This window comes from Pseudomonas sp. ITEM 17296 (genome assembly GCF_028895205.1).
Lineage (GTDB): Bacteria > Pseudomonadota > Gammaproteobacteria > Pseudomonadales > Pseudomonadaceae > Aquipseudomonas > Aquipseudomonas kermanshahensis.
In genome coordinates this window covers 1-15,857 of sequence record NZ_WJRS01000008.1, presented here as the reverse complement: position 1 = coordinate 15,857, position 15,857 = coordinate 1, and the positions used below count along the sequence as shown (strand labels likewise).

Below are 15,857 nucleotides of genomic sequence, written 5' to 3'. Positions count from 1 at the left end.
GCGCGTGATCAGCGCCTCGAACTCGTCGATGACCAACTCGGACGAGCAATCCAACCGCACCAACAGCGTCGCCGCCGCCATCAACGAACTGGGCGCCGCCGCACAGGAAATCGCCGGCAATGCCGCCCAGGCCTCGCAACACGCCAGCTCCGCACGGCTGCTGGCCGAAGAAGGCCAGCAGGTGGTCGAGCGCAACATCGCCGCGATGAACCGCCTGTCCGACTTGATCGTCACCTCCAGTGCGCACATCGAGACGCTCAACAGCAAGACCGTCAACATTGGCCAGATTCTCGAAGTCATCACCAGCATCTCCCAGCAGACCAACCTGCTGGCCTTGAACGCGGCGATCGAAGCCGCCCGCGCCGGTGAAGCCGGGCGTGGCTTTGCCGTGGTCGCCGACGAGGTGCGCAACCTGGCACACCGCACCCAAGAGTCGGCACAACAGGTGCAGACCATGATCGAAGAGCTGCAGGTCGGTGCCCGCGAGTCGGTCGACACCATGGGCCAGAGCCAGCGCCACAGCCAGGACAGCGTGCAGATCGCCAACCAGGCCGGCGAGCGGCTGGACAGCGTGACGGTGCGTATCGGCGAGATCGACGGCATGAACCAGTCGGTGGCCACCGCCACCGAAGAGCAGACAGCCGTGGTCGAGGCGATCAACATGGACATCAACGAGATCAACATGCTCAACCAGGAAGGTGTCGAAAACCTGCAGGCCACCCTGCGCGCGTGTTCGGACCTGGAGCAACAGGCTTCGCGCCTGAAACACCTGGTGGGCAGCTTCCGCATCTAATGACGGTTCAATAGCCCCCTGTAGGCGCAGCCCTGCGCTGCGAAGAGGCCAGCTCAGCCCACAAAGCTGTAGCGTCCGTGCCGACCTCTTCGCAGCAAAAGGCTGCGCTTACAAGCCCGCAGCAACCAGCCCAACCTCGATCGAACAAACTATCCTTCTGGTAGGTCAACCTTTAGGCGCGTCATCGCCGGCCCATTACGGCCGGATGACAGACCCGAAGACGATCCCGGAGGGATGCTGATCGTGCACATTGCCGACATCACCATGTTCTACGCCCCCGCCAGTGGTGGCGTACGTACCTATCTTGATGCCAAACACCGCCGCCTCGATGCCATCCAAGGCGTGCGCCACAGCTTGTTGATCCCCGGCGCCAGCGCGCAACACACCGATGGCATCTACCAGGTGCCGGCCCCTCCCCTGCCCTTTGGCAATGGCTACCGCTTCCCGGTGCGCCTGGCGCCTTGGTGCAATGTACTGCGCAGCCTCAAACCCGACCTGATCGAAGTCGGCGACCCGTACCTGACCGCTTGGGCTGCCCTGGAGGCACGCCGCCAGCTCGATGTGCCGGTGATTGGCTTCTACCACTCCGACCTGCCGCTGCTGGTCAGCAACCGCATGGGCAATTGGTTCACGCCCAATGTCGAAGCCTACGTCAGCAAACTGTACGGCAACTTCGACCGGGTGCTGGCCCCCAGCCAGGTGATGGCCGACAAACTGCGCCGGCTGGGCATACGCGATGTGCATGTGCAGCGCCTGGGTGTAGACCTGGCCACCTTCAACCCCGACCACCGCGACCCGCACCTGCGCGCGGAACTTGGGATTGCCGACACCAGCCGCCTGCTGATCTACGCCGGCCGTGGCTCGCGGGAAAAGAACCTGCCGGTTCTGCTCGACTGCATGCAGCGCCTGGGGCGGCCCTACCACCTGTTGCTGGTGGGCTCCAACATGCCTGTGAATGTGCCGCAGAACGTCAGCGTGATCGACCACTTCTGCCCGCCGCAGGAGGTCGCCAGGCTGATGGCCAGTGCCGACCTGCTGGTGCATGCCGGCGACCAGGAAACCTTTGGCCTGGTCATTCTCGAAGCCATGGCCAGCGCGACGCCAGTGGTGGCGGTGCGTGCCGGTGCCTTTGGCGAGATCGTCAACGAACAATGCGGGCGGCTGTGCCAGGCCAATGACGGGGCGGCGATGGCGCAGGCGGTGCGCCAGGTGTTCGAAGAGGGTGTGCGTACCCTCGGCACCCAAGCCCGCCGCCATGTCGAGCAACACTACTCATGGGACAACGTGGTCGCCGGCCTGCTGCAGCATTACCAGGCCGTGCTCGGCCACCAACCGCGGGCGCGGGCCCATGGCTGAAACCGGCAGCGCAGCACGCAGCCTGATGCTGGTGCTGCACGACATCGCGCCCGAGACCTGGCCCGACTACCAACCCTTCGTCGAAGCCGTCGACAAGATTGGCGGTGTACCCATGACCTGGCTGGTGGTGCCAGACTTTCACCACCGCAACCCCCTGCACCGCTCGCCCACGTTCTGCCGCCTACTCGACCGGCGCCTGGCACTGGGTGATGAGCTGGCGCTGCATGGCTACTACCACGCCGACGACGGCGCGCCACCGCGCAGCCCCGGCGCATTCTTCATGCGCCGCATCTATACCCATGAAGGCGAATTCTACGGGCTGGATCAACGTCAGGCGCTAGCACGCCTGGAACAAGGCCTGGCAGTGTTCGAGCGGCAAGCCTGGCCGGTTGCCGGCTTCGTCGCCCCCGCCTGGCTGATGAGCGAAGGCACGCGCCAGGCCTTGCGCCAATTGCCGCTGCGCTACACCAGCACACCGCAGCACCTGTACCGCCTGCCTGAGTTCACCGCCATCGAGGCCCCCGGCCTGGTGTGGAGCGCACGCAGCGCCTGGCGCCGAAGGGTGTCGAAGGTGCTTTGCGACTGGCAATGCCAACGCTGGCGTGGCGCGCAGACCCTGCGCCTCGGCCTGCACCCGGTGGACATGCGCCACCGCGTATCACGCGACTACTGGCTACACACCCTGCAGGCGCTGCTGGCAGAGGGCCGCGAGCCGTTGACCAAGTCCGCCTGGCTGGACCGCCAGGCCAGCGCATGAATCGCCTGGGCTGGCTAGGCCTGGCCCTGCTGGGCGCGGTGTTGGTACCGACGCTGCTGGGCGGCAGCGAACTGCTGCCCCGCCTGCAACGCTTCGACCCCGGCCTGTTACTGATGCTGCTGGGCATGATCGTGCTGTGCTGGGTGATCAACGCCATTCGCCTGCGCCTGCTGCTCGGCCAGCAAGGCGCACAACTGCGTTACCTGCGCAGCCTCGGCGTGGTCATGGCCACCGAGTTCGCCATCTGTACCACCCCTGGCGGCAGCGGCGGCCCGCTGACCCTCATGGCCTTGCTGGCGCGCGACCGCATTGGCCCGGCGCGCAGCGGCGCGGTATTCGCCATGGACCAGTTGAACGACTTGCTGTTTTTCTTCTGCGCGATGCTGGCGATCGCCGGCTATGCGTTGTTCCACCGCCTGGGGCACAGCCAGCAAAGCATGTTGCTGGGCAGCGCACTGTTGCTGTGTGCGGCATTGGTCGTAGTGCTGGGGCTGCTGCGCTACCGGCGCGGGCTGATGCGCTTGAACGGTCGCCTGTTACAGCGCCTGGGGATGTCTGCGGGGCGTAAACGCCGCTGGGCGCGCAAGCTGCTGCACTTCATCGACGCCCTGGCACAAACCTGGCGCCTGCCCAAGCGCACGCTGGCACTGGTGTTCACCCTGACCTGCGCGCATTGGGGCCTGCGCTACAGCGTGCTGTACCTGGTGCTGAAGGGGTTGGGCGTGGAGCTGTCGTGGATCCCCAGCTTCCTGGTGCAGATGCTCTCGCTCAGCGCCGGCCAGTTCAGCCTGTTGCCGGGGGGCGCAGGTGCCGCCGAATTGACCTCGGCAAGCCTGCTTACACCCTTGGTGGGCAGTTCGACAGCGGCCGCAGCGATCGTTATCTGGCGCGCGGTCACTTACTACTTTTATCTGCTGGCGGGTGGGCCGGTGTTCGCTTGCCTGCTGGCACGCCCGCTGCTGGAGCGTTGGCGGCGGCAGGCGGGTTGAGTTGCTGCCAGAGTTCGGCTGCACCGGGGAAGTCGGTGCCGTCGGCGTCACTCAGGGCCTCGGGGTCATAGCGGGCCAGGCAGCCCTCGCCGAGGGTTGGCGGTAGTGAGGCGGTGGGTTTATTGCGCGAGTTTGCCATACAACATCCCCAGTCTGGGGGCTGCATCGCAGCCCCGTGTCTGTATCAGTCGAACACCACGGTCTTGTTGCCGTGCACCAGCACGCGGTCTTCCAGGTGATAACGCAGGCCGCGGGCCAGCACCATCTTCTCGACATCACGGCCGAAGCGGACCATGTCTTCGATACTGTCGGCATGGCTGACACGTACCACGTCCTGCTCGATGATCGGGCCGGCATCCAGCTCTTCGGTCACGTAGTGGCACGTCGCACCGATCAGCTTCACGCCGCGCAGGGCCGCTTGATGGTAAGGCTTGGCGCCGACGAACGACGGCAGGAAGCTGTGGTGGATGTTGATCACTTTTTCAGCGTAGTCCTGGCACAGCTGCGGCGGCAGGATTTGCATGTAGCGAGCCAGCACTACCACGTCGGCCGCGTGCTCCTGGACCAGGCGCGACACTTCGGCGAAGGCTGGCGCCTTGTCCTTGGGGTCGACCGGTACATGGAAGAACGGAATGCCGTGCCACTCGACCATGCTGCGCAGGTCGTTGTGGTTGGAGATAACGCACGGGATATCGCAATCCAGCTCATCGGTGTGCCAGCGGTGCAGCAGGTCGGCCAGGCAGTGGGATTCGCGGCTGGCCATCAACACCACGCGCTTCTTTTGCGCCGAGTCGGTCACACGCCAGGTCATGGAGAACTCTTCGGCGATGGGCGCGAACGCCTCGCGGAATGCCTCGATACCGAATGGCAGGGATTCGGCACGGATTTCATGACGCATGAAGAACCAACCACTCTGTTCATCGGAGTGGTGGCTGGCTTCGTTGATCCAGCCATTGTACAAGGCCAGGAAATTACTGACTTTCGCCACGATGCCAACACGGTCGGGGCAGGCGATCACCAGACGATAGGTGCGCATGAATGAGACTCCAGAACTTCGCAAAGGCGCTCATTCTAGCGGCCCGCCAGGAAAAACGCAGTATGGATCGCACCGCGTGCGTTGTGCACACCGCCAGGCACACAAGACGTGGCCCTGTTCAGCGGCATGACAAAACGCAGGGCTAATGTAAATTTTTGTTCACGCAGAGAAATGTTGTCACAGCTTAATTAACAGTTAATGGCCCATTTGTATGTTTACTTGCGAGTATCGCCTGTCTATTATTGGCCCACACATTTCTGAACACGCATTAAAGGAACTCTCCATGTCCCTGATTAACGAGTACCGCGCCACCGAAGAAGCCATCAAGGAACTTCAAGCCCGCCTGGCCAACCTGTCGCAAGACGACAAGCTGAAGCAAGAGCTGGAGTTCGAAGGCAAACTGCGCACGCTGATGGGCGAGTACTCCAAGTCGCTGCGTGATGTGATTGCCCTGCTCGACCCAGAGTCGAAACTGAGCAAAGCGCCTCGCGGCGCGGTCAAGCCTACCGCCACTAAGCGTGCGCGCAAGGTCAAGCAATACAAGAACCCGCACAATGGTGAAGTGATCGAAACCAAAGGCGGCAACCACAAAACCCTGAAAGAATGGAAAGCCAAGTGGGGTGGTGACGTGGTTGAAAGCTGGGCGACCTTGCTGGACTGATTGTCCGCACGCTCAACGTTGCTTAGCGCAACAAAAAAACGCCGGCTCAATGCCGGCGTTTTTGTTTTTCCATTCACTGCGCAATTGCAAATTGTGCCTGCAGTTTTCGCGCGTGTTCCTGCCACGCGTCCAGTACCCGCCGGCCCGCCTCGTCAGCGCCTTCCCAGGCACGCTGCCGCGCCTGCTCGAAATCACCCAGGGTATTCGGCGCGCCCCACTGCGGGTCGCTCAGGCGTTGCTGACAGAAGCCATACCAACGCTGACGCTCTTCACTGTTCAAGGTCTCAGGGAAGTTGCGAGCCCGATAACGGAACAACAGTTCAGGCATGCGCGGGTCATCGAACATCCAGTGCCCCTGGCCCAATTGCGCGGGTTCCAGCGTGCGAACTTGCTCACACAAACGCCGATCACGGTCGCCCAGAAAACCGTCATACAACTGTTGTTCAGGATCTTCACTCGGCGTGAAATCATCCTTGCCGTAGATGTGTTCCAGCTTGTCTTGCCAGTGTGCTTGTTGATTGGCCAGCTGTTCGCCACGCGATTGTAACAACGTCAAGTCGATGCCCAACCGTTGTTGATCGGCCGGGCGCAATACCGAGAGTGGCGCCAGCACTGGGCAACGATTGATCTGCACCAATTTAAGCGGAACGGGTAATTCGCCCTCGGCCAATTCTTCGTGGCGGGTATACAAGCGCTGACGAAGAACTTCAGGACTTTCCCGCAATAACGGTAGGGTTTCCTGATGCAGGTCGCAGACAATCAGGGCATTGCGATTGCGCGGGTGCCACGCCAGCGGCAGGACCACGCCCAGGTAATTACGGGCCGCCGAAAAACGCCCCGAAATATGTACCAGCGGCTGCAACAAACGGACCTGTTCCATCACTTTTTGTTTACTGCGTAGCTGAAACAGCCACTCATACAATTTCGGCTGTTTCTGCCGGATCAAGCGCGCCAGGGCAATCGTGGCCCGCACGTCGGAAAGTGCCTCGTGGGCGTGGCCATGGTCGATGCCATTGGCTTTGCTGAGCAGCTCCAGGCGCAGGCTGGTACGGCCATCCTGCTGCGGCCACTCGATGCCTTCAGGGCGCAAGGCATAGGCCGTGCGCACGATGTCGATCAGGTCCCAGCGGCTGTTGCCGCCCTGCCACTCACGGGCGTAAGGGTCGAAAAAGTTGCGGTAAAGGCTGTAGCGCGTCACTTCATCGTCAAAGCGCAGGGTGTTGTAGCCAGCGCCACAGGTGCCTGGGCGCGCCAGTTGCGCGTGCACCCGGGTCATGAATTCGGCTTCGCACAGCCCTTGGGTTTCCAGTTGTTGCGGGGTGATGCCGGTGACCAGGCAAGCAGCCGGGTGCGGCAGGATGTCGTCCGAGGGGCGGCAATAGAGGCTGATCGGTTCTTCGATTTCGTTGAGGTCGAAGTCGGTGCGCACACCGGCCACCTGCAGCGGCCGGTCGCAGCGCGGGTTGATGCCAGTGGTTTCGTAGTCGTGCCAGAAAATGCTGGAGCTCACGGGGTCGTCCTGTATCGAGGTCGACCCGATTCTAGCCTACTCGGCTCTAGCGGAAGCGTTGGCGGGGCGGAAACTGAAATAGTCGTGCAGAGAGCGAACGAACTCGTCGTACTCGCGGGGCGCCTGCAGCAACATGAAGCCGGAGTCGTAATGGCCGGGCGTCTGGTCTTCGCGGCACCACAGGCAACTGGCGGTGAGGTTGATGAACTGATACCCGCCACCGGCCAACGGCAAACGCAATTGCAGCTCGTAATCCGGCCCGACCAGCACCGGCAGTTGGCTGATGAGCATCAAACCGTCTACTGAGGCATTACCCAGCTGGCCGATCGGCTGATCGGTAAAACGGTTGAAGACCTTGAGAACGCAGGGCAACTGATGGCGTTCGATATGCCGCTTGTTGAAGATGATCACAAGTGCAGTCCGTACCCGGTGCCAGGAATGCGCGGTACTGGCGGTTGTTGTAACAACTGAGTTACAGATTAGCGCAGCGCGCGCGGTTAATCCCGTGAAATAAATCACACCTTGGTGTTAACGCCAAGGGGTGGTCTGCACCGGGTTGGCCACGGCAGCCTCGGCGCCACGGTAATGGCCAAGCTTCTCGAGGGTCTGCAGCCGGGCCTGGGCGCGGTACGCGTATTCGTTGCCCGGGTAGGCATGGATCATGTACTCGTAGGTCTGTGCAGCGTCCACGAACAGTTTCTGGCGTTCCAGGCACTGGCCACGCAGCAGCGACACCTCGGGGTGGACGAACGGTCGCGCGCGGCTGGTGCGATCGACCTGCGAAAGCTCCAGCATCACCCGCTGGCAATCACCGCGGTCGTAGGCACGGTAGGCATTGTTCAAGTGGTGGTCCATGGACCAGCGGGTGCAGCCGACGGCGCTGGCCGCCAAGGCTAAAACGATCAGGGCTCGCATGAGGGGTCTCCTTTGATGCCAGTGTATCGGCCTTTGCCCATAAATCTTCACACCCTTTTGCGAGGATGGCCTGACCGTTCAAACGCTACCCTGCCTTGGTCGCAGGTAGTGCAACGGAACAATGACTACAGCGAGATTCAGGAGTAGCCTTTCGCTGCGCTTCACTATAGGAGTCTGTGCATGACCATCCGCCGTACCAAAATCGTCGCCACCCTTGGCCCCGCCAGCAACTCGCCGGAAGTGATCGAACAACTGATCCTTGCCGGCCTGGACGTGGCACGTCTGAACTTCTCCCACGGCACGCCGGACGAGCACAAGGCGCGCGCTCGCCTGATCCGTGAAATCGCGGCCAAGAACGGCCGCCACGTCGCATTGCTGGGCGACCTGCAAGGTCCGAAGATCCGCATCGCCAAGTTCAGCAACAAGCGCATCGAACTGAAGATCGGTGACAAGTTCACCTTCTCCACCGCCCACCCGCTGACCGAAGGCAACCAGGACATCGTCGGTATCGACTATCCCGACCTGGTCAAGGACTGCGGCGTCGGTGACGAACTGCTGCTCGACGACGGCCGTGTGGTCATGCGCGTCGAGACCGCCACTGCTGATGCACTGCACTGCGTAGTGATCATCGGTGGCCCGCTGTCGGACCACAAAGGCATCAACCGCAAAGGTGGCGGCCTGACCGCACCGGCCCTGACCGAAAAAGACAAGGCCGACATCAAGCTGGCCGCGGAAATGGACCTGGACTACCTGGCCGTATCGTTCCCACGTGACGCCAGCGACATGGAATACGCCCGCAAGCTGCGTGACGAGGCCGGCGGCAGCGCCTGGCTGGTGGCCAAGATCGAGCGTGCCGAAGCCGTTGCCGACGACGAAACCCTCGACAAGCTGATCGCCGCCTCCGACGCCGTCATGGTTGCCCGTGGCGACCTGGGCGTGGAAATCGGCGACGCCGAACTGATCGGCATCCAGAAGAAGATCATCCAGCACGCCCGCCGCAACAACAAAGCGGTGATCGTGGCGACCCAGATGATGGAGTCGATGATCCAGAACCCGATGCCGACCCGCGCCGAAGTGTCCGACGTGGCCAACGCCGTGCTGGACAACACCGATGCGGTGATGCTGTCGGCCGAAAGTGCCGCCGGCGCCTACCCGATCGAAGCCGTCCAGGCCATGGCGCGCATCTGCCAGGGTGCCGAGAAGCACCCGACCAACCAGAAGTCCAGCCACCGCCTGCACACTACCTTCGAGCGTTGCGACGAAAGCATCGCCCTGGCGGCCATGTACACCGCCAACCACTTCCCGGGCGTCAAGGCGATCATCGCCCTCACCGAGAGTGGCTACACCCCGCTGATCATGTCGCGCCTGCGTTCGCACGTGCCGATCTTCGCCCTGTCGCCGCACCGCGCTACCCAGGCTCGCGTCTCGATGTTCCGCGGTGTCTACCCGATCGCCTTCGACCCGGCTTCGCTGCCGGCCGACAAGGTAAGCCAGGCGGCGGTCGACGAACTGCTCAAGCGTGGTTTGGTGCAACAAGGTGACTGGGTGATCCTGACCAAGGGCGACAGCTACCACACCATCGGTGGCACCAACGGCATGAAGATCCTGCATGTCGGTGATCCGCTGGTCTGATTGCCTTATTCGCCCGTAGTCAAGAAGCCCCGTGAGCCCTACTCACGGGGCTTTTTCATGTCCGCTACCTAGCATTTTTGCCAGTTTCGTCGTGGCGCCCAGCCTGCGATCGTTGAGTGACGCAACGGCTTCACACTGTTCAACACGAAAGGTGAAAAGCAATGAGCACAACCCGCAAACAGAACGTGCTGGACCCTGACTACGGCGCCTACGGTATCGCTCGCCCACACCGGTCGATTCAGCGAATCGCATCTTCAATCCCAGATAACAGGAACGGCAGAATTTGCGTTGGCACGGGTGTGGGCGGCAATTACGTCATTTTCCGTGTGGATAACACAGGCAAACTCGATCAACAATTTGGTCAGAACAACGGGCTGACCGAAGGCAAGTTCGCCCCTCCGTTATCCGCCGTTGGCAGCAGCGTTCACCTGCTCTCAGACGGCAAAATCCTCATGATCGGAATGCATAATGGGCTACAACCCGCTCTGGCTCGATTCAGCAGCAGCGGCTTGCTAGACACGTCATTCGGCAAGGATGGCCATGTTTTGATCAAAACGCCCACAGACCTTGAGGTGCACGAGCAAAAACACGTCTCATCCACACCCCGCGTTATTGAAGTCGCTGAGGGACCACCGCAGATGCAGACACTCGCGGCGAACGACAAGGTTTACCTCAATACCCACTCCATGATCATGAGGTTTAACGCCGACGGCGCTTTGGATACGAGCTTCAACGGCACCGGTTACAAGCAGCTTATACCGCCCAGAGGATACCTTACTTACACGACCGCGATGCTTCTGGACGGTGAGTTCATTCTGCTGGGCGGGTCGGTCATGACTGCTGATCTCGACTTAGCCTGTGTCATCCGGCTGCACAGTAGCGGTGAATATGACTCGACATTCGGTAACGAAGGCTTTGCGTTCGCCGAGCTGACTTCTCATGCCAACTTTTTCTCGATTGCCAAACTCGCGTCTAACGCCATTGTCTGTGCCGGCGGCGAAGTACCTCAAAAAAGTGTGATCGCCGCTTTCGATCATCAGGGCCAACCGTTGGCGGACTTCATCACTACCTCTCTGGACACCGGAGGTTACTGGAAAACGGTCGCCGTCTTCCAAGACAAGGCCATCATCACCGTAGGCGACACTAGCGGGAGTCAAGCTGATCTTTTGGTCGGCAGGTTCTTGCCCGACGGCCTACCGGACAGTGGTTTTCAGGAGAATGGCTGGCTGTCGTTTTCTCTAGGGAAGAGCATGGATATGGTCTCAAGCAGCGAACTGCAGCCAGACGGCAGCACATTGGTTACCGGCGAGGACGATGAGGAAGAGGAGCAAGGCTGGACCCGCAAAGGTTTCGTGCTACGTTGCCTCACAGCGCCCTGACAATCAGCACCGGCACATGGCAAACGGTCAATCGCGAACTGCCCGCGATTGACCAAGGTGCTTCGTTCAAGGTTCAAACGTGTTCAACAAAGGCATCCGCATACACCTGGCCTCTCGGCACCCCAGCAATGAACAGGCGCCGGGCGAAACGCTCGACACTCGCGGGCGCCCCGCATATGAGTGCCACCGTCTGTCGTGACACCATCCGCAACCCCGCCAGCGCTTCCTCCATCTGCTCCGCCAGCACCAGCTCGACGGTGACACCTACCCTGCCCTGCAACGCTTCAGCCAGGTAATGCCCGGTACTGTCCCGCGCCACATGCAGCACCCGAATCTCGCCGCGATGCCCCTGCCGCACAGCCTCACGCAAGATGCCCCACAATGGCGCAAGCCCGGTACCCGCCGCCAACATCCAGAGCGGCCGCTCCTGCCAGTCCGGGTCGTAGTGCAACGCCCCGCCCCTGAGCTCGCCCAGGCGCAGCTCATCACCAACCCGCAAGCTCCGAGCGCTGTCACAAAACGCCCCTGGCCGCCGGCAGTCGATATGAAACTCGAGAAAATCATCCTCACCCGGCAGGCTTGCCAACGAATATGGCCGCGCGACCGCACCGTTCCACAGCACCAGATGCTGGCCGGCCTGGTAGCGCAGCGCCCGCTCGGGCCGCAGGCGCAAGAGCAACACATCGCCAAACCAGTCCAGTGCACATACCGTCGCGGGCATGCCTTCGAGCAGCGGGTCGAACACCGCCACGCGCAGGTCATCCACCACCCGGCACTGGCACGCCAGGCGCCAACCCTGTGCGTGCTTGTCCAGCGCCAAGGCCTCGGGCAAGGCATCCGCCGGTTGCCCGTCCAGGCAATGCACCAGGCAGGCGTGGCAACTGCCTGCGCGGCAGCTGTAGGGCACATTCACGCCCGCCGCGTTCAAGGCATCGAGCAGGTTGCTGCCGGTGGGCACCGTCCAGCGGCGCTCGCCCACACAGAGTTCAGGCATGGTCATGATTCTCCGGGTACACATCGTCACTCTAAGGCAAGCCGCGATTGGCAGCAAAAAGGATGCCCGCCACCCTGCCGACCATGGTCCAGACCACACGCAGGTGTTTCGCACGGTGAGGCGCGCTATACTGCCGCGCCTTTTTACGTCGGCCTGACCTGCCGACGCCTTGCCAGGCGTTTCGACACACAGGTGTGCAGTGTCGAAGGGCCTTTACGAATGTTCCCGTCTTTAAGAGGAGCGCGCTGCATGACCGTGATCAAGCAAGACGACCTGATTCAGAGCGTTGCCGACGCCCTGCAATTCATCTCGTACTACCACCCCGTCGATTTCATCCAGGCGATGCACGAGGCCTACCTGCGTGAAGAGTCGCCTGCCGCGCGCGACTCCATCGCCCAGATCCTGATCAACTCGCGCATGTGCGCCACCGGCCACCGCCCGATCTGCCAGGACACCGGTATCGTCACCGTGTTCGTGCGCGTCGGTATGGACGTGCGCTGGGACGGCGCCACCCTGAGCGTCGACGACATGATCAACGAAGGTGTGCGTCGCGCCTACAACCTGCCTGAGAACGTCCTGCGCGCCTCGATCCTGGCCGACCCGGCCGGTGCCCGCAAGAACACCAAGGACAACACCCCGGCCGTCATCCACTACTCGATCGTCCCTGGCGACAAGGTCGAAGTCGATGTCGCAGCCAAAGGCGGCGGCTCGGAAAACAAGTCGAAGATGGCCATGCTCAACCCGTCCGACTCGATCGTCGACTGGGTGCTGAAGACCGTTCCGACCATGGGCGCTGGCTGGTGCCCACCTGGCATGCTCGGCATCGGCATCGGCGGTACCGCCGAAAAAGCTGCGGTCATGGCCAAGGAAGTGTTGATGGAGTCCATCGACATCCATGAGCTGAAAGCCCGCGGCCCGCAAAACCGCATCGAAGAGATCCGCTTGGAGCTGTTCGAGAAGGTCAACCAGCTGGGCATCGGTGCCCAGGGCCTGGGCGGCCTGACCACTGTGCTTGACGTCAAGATCATGGACTACCCGACCCACGCGGCCTCGCTGCCGGTGTGCATGATCCCGAACTGCGCTGCCACCCGTCACGCGCACTTCGTGCTCGATGGCTCCGGCCCAGCCGAACTGGAAGCGCCGTCGCTGGACGCCTACCCAGAAATCGTCTGGGAAGCCGGCCCAAGCGCCCGCCGCGTCAACCTTGACGACATCACCCCGGAAGAAGTCGCCAGCTGGAAGCCAGGCGAGACCATCCTGCTCAACGGCAAGATGCTCACCGGCCGTGACGCCGCGCACAAGCGCATGGTCGAGATGCTCAACCGTGGCGAAGAATTGCCAGTGGACCTCAAAGGCCGCTTCATCTACTACGTCGGCCCAGTCGACCCGGTCGGTGACGAAGTGGTTGGCCCAGCCGGCCCGACCACCGCTACCCGCATGGACAAGTTCACCCGCCAGATCCTCGAGCAAACGGGCCTGCTGGGCATGATCGGCAAGTCCGAGCGTGGCCCGACCGCCATCGAAGCGATCAAGGACAACAAGGCCGTGTACCTGATGGCCGTTGGCGGCGCCGCTTACCTGGTAGCCCAGGCGATCCGCAAGTCGAAGGTCCTGGCCTTCGCCGAGCTGGGCATGGAAGCGATCTACGAGTTCGACGTGAAAGACATGCCAGTCACCGTCGCGGTGGACAGCAACGGTGAGTCGGTGCACATCACCGGCCCTGCGCTGTGGCAGAGCAAGATTGCCGAAAGCCTGGCTGTTGAAGTGAAGTAATTCACCTCTGGCCTGATCGAAAACGCCCGGCATCCGCCGGGCGTTTTCATTTACAGCATCCGCCCGAACTGCTCGGGCCAGTCGCGCCGGGTAAATACCTGCCCCTCCTGCCTCACCCGCCGTACGGCCTCAAGGTCCACCTCACACATCAGCCACTGGCTGCCGGCCGGGTTGAGCTGATCACTCAGCGCCACCACGCCATCCGCGGGCATCCCATGGTCCGGCGGTACGAACAACCCCGCACGCCCAATGTTCTCATCCAGCGCTGGCGACCACGGCGCCAGCCCTACCGTCGGGCTCTGCAGCACGGCAATCTGGTTTTCCAGCGCCCTTGCCTGGGCGCCGATACGCACCCGGTTGTAACCGGCCTCAGTGTCGGTGCAACTGGGGGCCAGAATCAGGTCGGCGCCCGCTTCGGCCAAGTGCCGGGCCAGCATCGGAAACTCGTTGTCGTAGCAGATCAGAATGCCCAGCTTGCCAAGCTTGGTCTCGAATACTTTCAGTCCCTCGCCCGGCGCGATGTCCCATTGTTCGCGCTCGAAGCGGGTCATGATCAGTTTGTCCTGATAACCCAGCACACCGTCGGGGCCAAACAGCCAGGCGCGGTTGCGATAGCGGCCATCGCCGTCCTGCACCGGCAGGCTGCCGGGTTGCAGATAGATACCCCAGCGCCGGGCGATGCGCTCACACAAGGCCTTCCAGGGTTCGATCAACGGCTGGATACCGGCGATGGAACCCTTCAGGTCACCCCGCTGCTCCTCGCGTAGCAGCCCGCTGAGCACCAGGCCCGCGTACTCCGGCAACAGCAGCAACTGGGCGCCGTCTTGCACGGCTTCGGCGCACAGGCGCTGCAGGTGGTCGACGTAAGCATCCCAGGTCTTGTGCAGCTCGATGGCGTACTGGCAGGCCGCCAGACGGATCATATCGGCAGTTCCTTGAGCCAGAACGACATGATCTTTTCGGACGTTTCCTGCTCATCCAGGTCGCGCCAGCCATAGGTGGTGCGCAAAGAGGGGTCGTGCAAAAAGCCTCGATTGCGCCAAAACCCTTGCAAGGGCTTGTAATCAGCCGGCCGCCGGGGGTGCACGCCTGGGCGCTCGACGGCACAGAAGGCGCAATAGTCGAACTCGGCGAGCTTGTGGGCATAGGACTCGCGTTCGATAAAGAAGCGCACGCCCAGGCCTTGGCCCCGGTACTCCGGCAACACGACCGATTCACCGAAGTAGTACACGCTGGCAGGGTCACGCCCTTGGGCCAGGAACGGTTGCTGGAACTCGGCGGCAACGTCCACCAGCGGCAGGCCGGTGGCGGCACCCACCACCCTGCCGGCGTCCAGCGCCAGCACCACCAGGCTGCGCCCGGAGCGGGCGTAAGTAGACAGGTAGTCGGCCTCATACTCCGGCGTGCCGTCGTAAAGGTAGGGAAACTCGCGGAACACGGTCAGGCGCAGGCGAGCGAGGTCATCGATGTAAGGCGCGATAGCGGCGCCGTGCAACAGGCGTATTTCCATGCTTGGCGGTCGTTTTGTCGATGTGGATGACGCGCTCGGCTAAGCCGGGCTTGAGGGGAAACCCTATCATCCGAACCCACGCTCCGCCTTTTCCCTACACGACAGGTATTGTTCCATGACCGCTACCGAACTGGTAAATGCATACTACGCAGCCTTCAATGCCGGTGACATGCCAGGCTTTCTCGCCCTGCTCAGCGAGGACGTGATCCACGACATCAACCAGGGCGAGCGGCAGATGGGCAAGGCCAGGTTTGCCGCGTTCATGGACAAGATGAACCGCTGCTACCGCGAGCGCCTGGCCGATATCGTGGTGATGCAGAATGCCGACGGCAGCCGGGCAGCGGCGGAGTTCACGGTGCATGGCGAATACCTCGCCGATGACGAAGGGCTACCTGCGGCCAATGGGCAGACGTATGTGCTGTCAGCGGGGGCGTTCTTCTATATTCACTGCGGCAAGATTGCCCGGGTGACCAACTACTACAACCTCAATGACTGGGTTGAGCAGGTTGGTTAAGGCTGTTCCAGCTGTGCTGCCTGTACGGGCCCTTTCGC

Annotated in this window: 16 protein-coding genes; 9 read left to right on the top strand and 7 right to left on the bottom strand. The window is 62.1% G+C overall.

Annotated features, from left to right (window positions below; genetic code table 11):
• Positions 1 to 28: 28 nt before the first annotated feature.
• The 4 genes from GIB19_RS28395 (at position 29) to GIB19_RS11420 (ending at position 3,895) form a co-directional block, all read left to right on the top strand.
• The gene (locus GIB19_RS28395) at positions 29 to 793 is read left to right on the top strand and encodes a methyl-accepting chemotaxis protein (protein WP_371097681.1); all 765 of its coding nucleotides are present in this window, start codon (positions 29 to 31) and stop codon (positions 791 to 793) included.
• A 234-nt stretch (positions 794 to 1,027) separates the two neighbouring features.
• Positions 1,028 to 2,149, top strand: coding sequence for a glycosyltransferase family 4 protein (locus tag GIB19_RS11430; RefSeq protein ID WP_099455203.1), 1,122 nt, complete (start codon positions 1,028 to 1,030; stop codon positions 2,147 to 2,149).
• Positions 2,142 to 2,906 carry a DUF2334 domain-containing protein gene (locus GIB19_RS11425; protein ID WP_099430333.1) on the top strand — a complete coding sequence of 255 codons (765 nt, stop codon included), beginning with the start codon at positions 2,142 to 2,144 and terminating at the stop codon, positions 2,904 to 2,906. Before GIB19_RS11430 ends, GIB19_RS11425 begins: the two co-directional genes overlap by 8 nt.
• The gene (locus tag GIB19_RS11420) at positions 2,903 to 3,895 is read left to right on the top strand and encodes a lysylphosphatidylglycerol synthase transmembrane domain-containing protein (protein WP_027594079.1); all 993 of its coding nucleotides are present in this window, start codon (positions 2,903 to 2,905) and stop codon (positions 3,893 to 3,895) included. Before GIB19_RS11425 ends, GIB19_RS11420 begins: the two co-directional genes overlap by 4 nt.
• Positions 3,896 to 4,079: 184 nt before the next feature.
• Here the strand turns inward: GIB19_RS11420 and purU are convergent, their stop codons facing one another.
• A complete protein-coding gene (purU, locus tag GIB19_RS11410) occupies positions 4,080 to 4,931 on the bottom strand; it encodes a formyltetrahydrofolate deformylase (protein WP_027594078.1) in 852 nt (283 codons plus the stop codon).
• Between the two features lie 283 nt (positions 4,932 to 5,214).
• Between purU and mvaT the strand changes: the two genes are divergently transcribed.
• A complete protein-coding gene (gene mvaT, locus GIB19_RS11405) occupies positions 5,215 to 5,592 on the top strand; it encodes a histone-like nucleoid-structuring protein MvaT (protein ID WP_027594077.1) in 378 nt (125 codons plus the stop codon).
• A 73-nt stretch (positions 5,593 to 5,665) separates the two neighbouring features.
• Here mvaT and sbcB read toward each other — a convergent pair whose 3' ends face one another.
• The 3 genes from sbcB to GIB19_RS11390 all read right to left on the bottom strand — a co-directional run bounded on the left by sbcB (position 5,666) and on the right by GIB19_RS11390 (position 8,017).
• The gene (gene sbcB / locus GIB19_RS11400; protein ID WP_027594076.1) at positions 5,666 to 7,102 is read right to left on the bottom strand and encodes an exodeoxyribonuclease I; all 1,437 of its coding nucleotides are present in this window, start codon (positions 7,100 to 7,102) and stop codon (positions 5,666 to 5,668) included.
• Between the two features lie 36 nt (positions 7,103 to 7,138).
• Entirely contained in the window at positions 7,139 to 7,507 is a 369-nt protein-coding gene (locus tag GIB19_RS11395) for a PilZ domain-containing protein (protein ID WP_027594075.1), read from the bottom strand.
• A 123-nt stretch (positions 7,508 to 7,630) separates the two neighbouring features.
• On the bottom strand, positions 7,631 to 8,017 hold the full coding sequence (locus GIB19_RS11390) for a tetratricopeptide repeat protein (RefSeq protein ID WP_099430337.1): 387 nt from the start codon (positions 8,015 to 8,017) through the stop codon (positions 7,631 to 7,633).
• 180 nt (positions 8,018 to 8,197) lie between these two features.
• Between GIB19_RS11390 and pyk the strand changes: the two genes are divergently transcribed.
• Both pyk and GIB19_RS11380 read left to right on the top strand, forming a co-directional pair.
• Complete coding sequence (gene pyk / locus GIB19_RS11385) at positions 8,198 to 9,649, top strand: pyruvate kinase (RefSeq protein ID WP_027594073.1); 1,452 nt, start codon at positions 8,198 to 8,200, stop codon at positions 9,647 to 9,649.
• Between the two features lie 161 nt (positions 9,650 to 9,810).
• A complete protein-coding gene (locus GIB19_RS11380) occupies positions 9,811 to 11,028 on the top strand; it encodes a delta-60 repeat domain-containing protein (RefSeq protein ID WP_274886006.1) in 1,218 nt (405 codons plus the stop codon).
• Positions 11,029 to 11,101: 73 nt separating this feature from the next.
• Here the strand turns inward: GIB19_RS11380 and GIB19_RS11375 are convergent, their stop codons facing one another.
• Positions 11,102 to 12,022: an iron-sulfur-binding ferredoxin reductase gene (locus tag GIB19_RS11375; protein WP_274886005.1), complete on the bottom strand. Its 921-nt coding sequence runs from the start codon at positions 12,020 to 12,022 to the stop codon at positions 11,102 to 11,104.
• Positions 12,023 to 12,271: 249 nt separating this feature from the next.
• Between GIB19_RS11375 and GIB19_RS11370 the strand changes: the two genes are divergently transcribed.
• Entirely contained in the window at positions 12,272 to 13,795 is a 1,524-nt protein-coding gene (locus GIB19_RS11370; protein ID WP_027594070.1) for a fumarate hydratase, read from the top strand.
• A gap of 50 nt (positions 13,796 to 13,845) precedes the next feature.
• On the opposite strand, the gene GIB19_RS11365 is transcribed toward GIB19_RS11370, so the two are convergent.
• Positions 13,846 to 14,718 carry a carbon-nitrogen hydrolase family protein gene (locus GIB19_RS11365; protein ID WP_274886004.1) on the bottom strand — a complete coding sequence of 291 codons (873 nt, stop codon included), beginning with the start codon at positions 14,716 to 14,718 and terminating at the stop codon, positions 13,846 to 13,848.
• Entirely contained in the window at positions 14,715 to 15,305 is a 591-nt protein-coding gene (locus tag GIB19_RS11360) for a GNAT family N-acetyltransferase (RefSeq protein WP_027594068.1), read from the bottom strand. Before GIB19_RS11360 ends, GIB19_RS11365 begins: the two co-directional genes overlap by 4 nt.
• Positions 15,306 to 15,420: 115 nt before the next feature.
• Between GIB19_RS11360 and GIB19_RS11355 the strand changes: the two genes are divergently transcribed.
• Positions 15,421 to 15,819: a nuclear transport factor 2 family protein gene (locus GIB19_RS11355; protein ID WP_027594067.1), complete on the top strand. Its 399-nt coding sequence runs from the start codon at positions 15,421 to 15,423 to the stop codon at positions 15,817 to 15,819.
• The last annotated feature ends 38 nt before the right edge of the window (positions 15,820 to 15,857 follow it).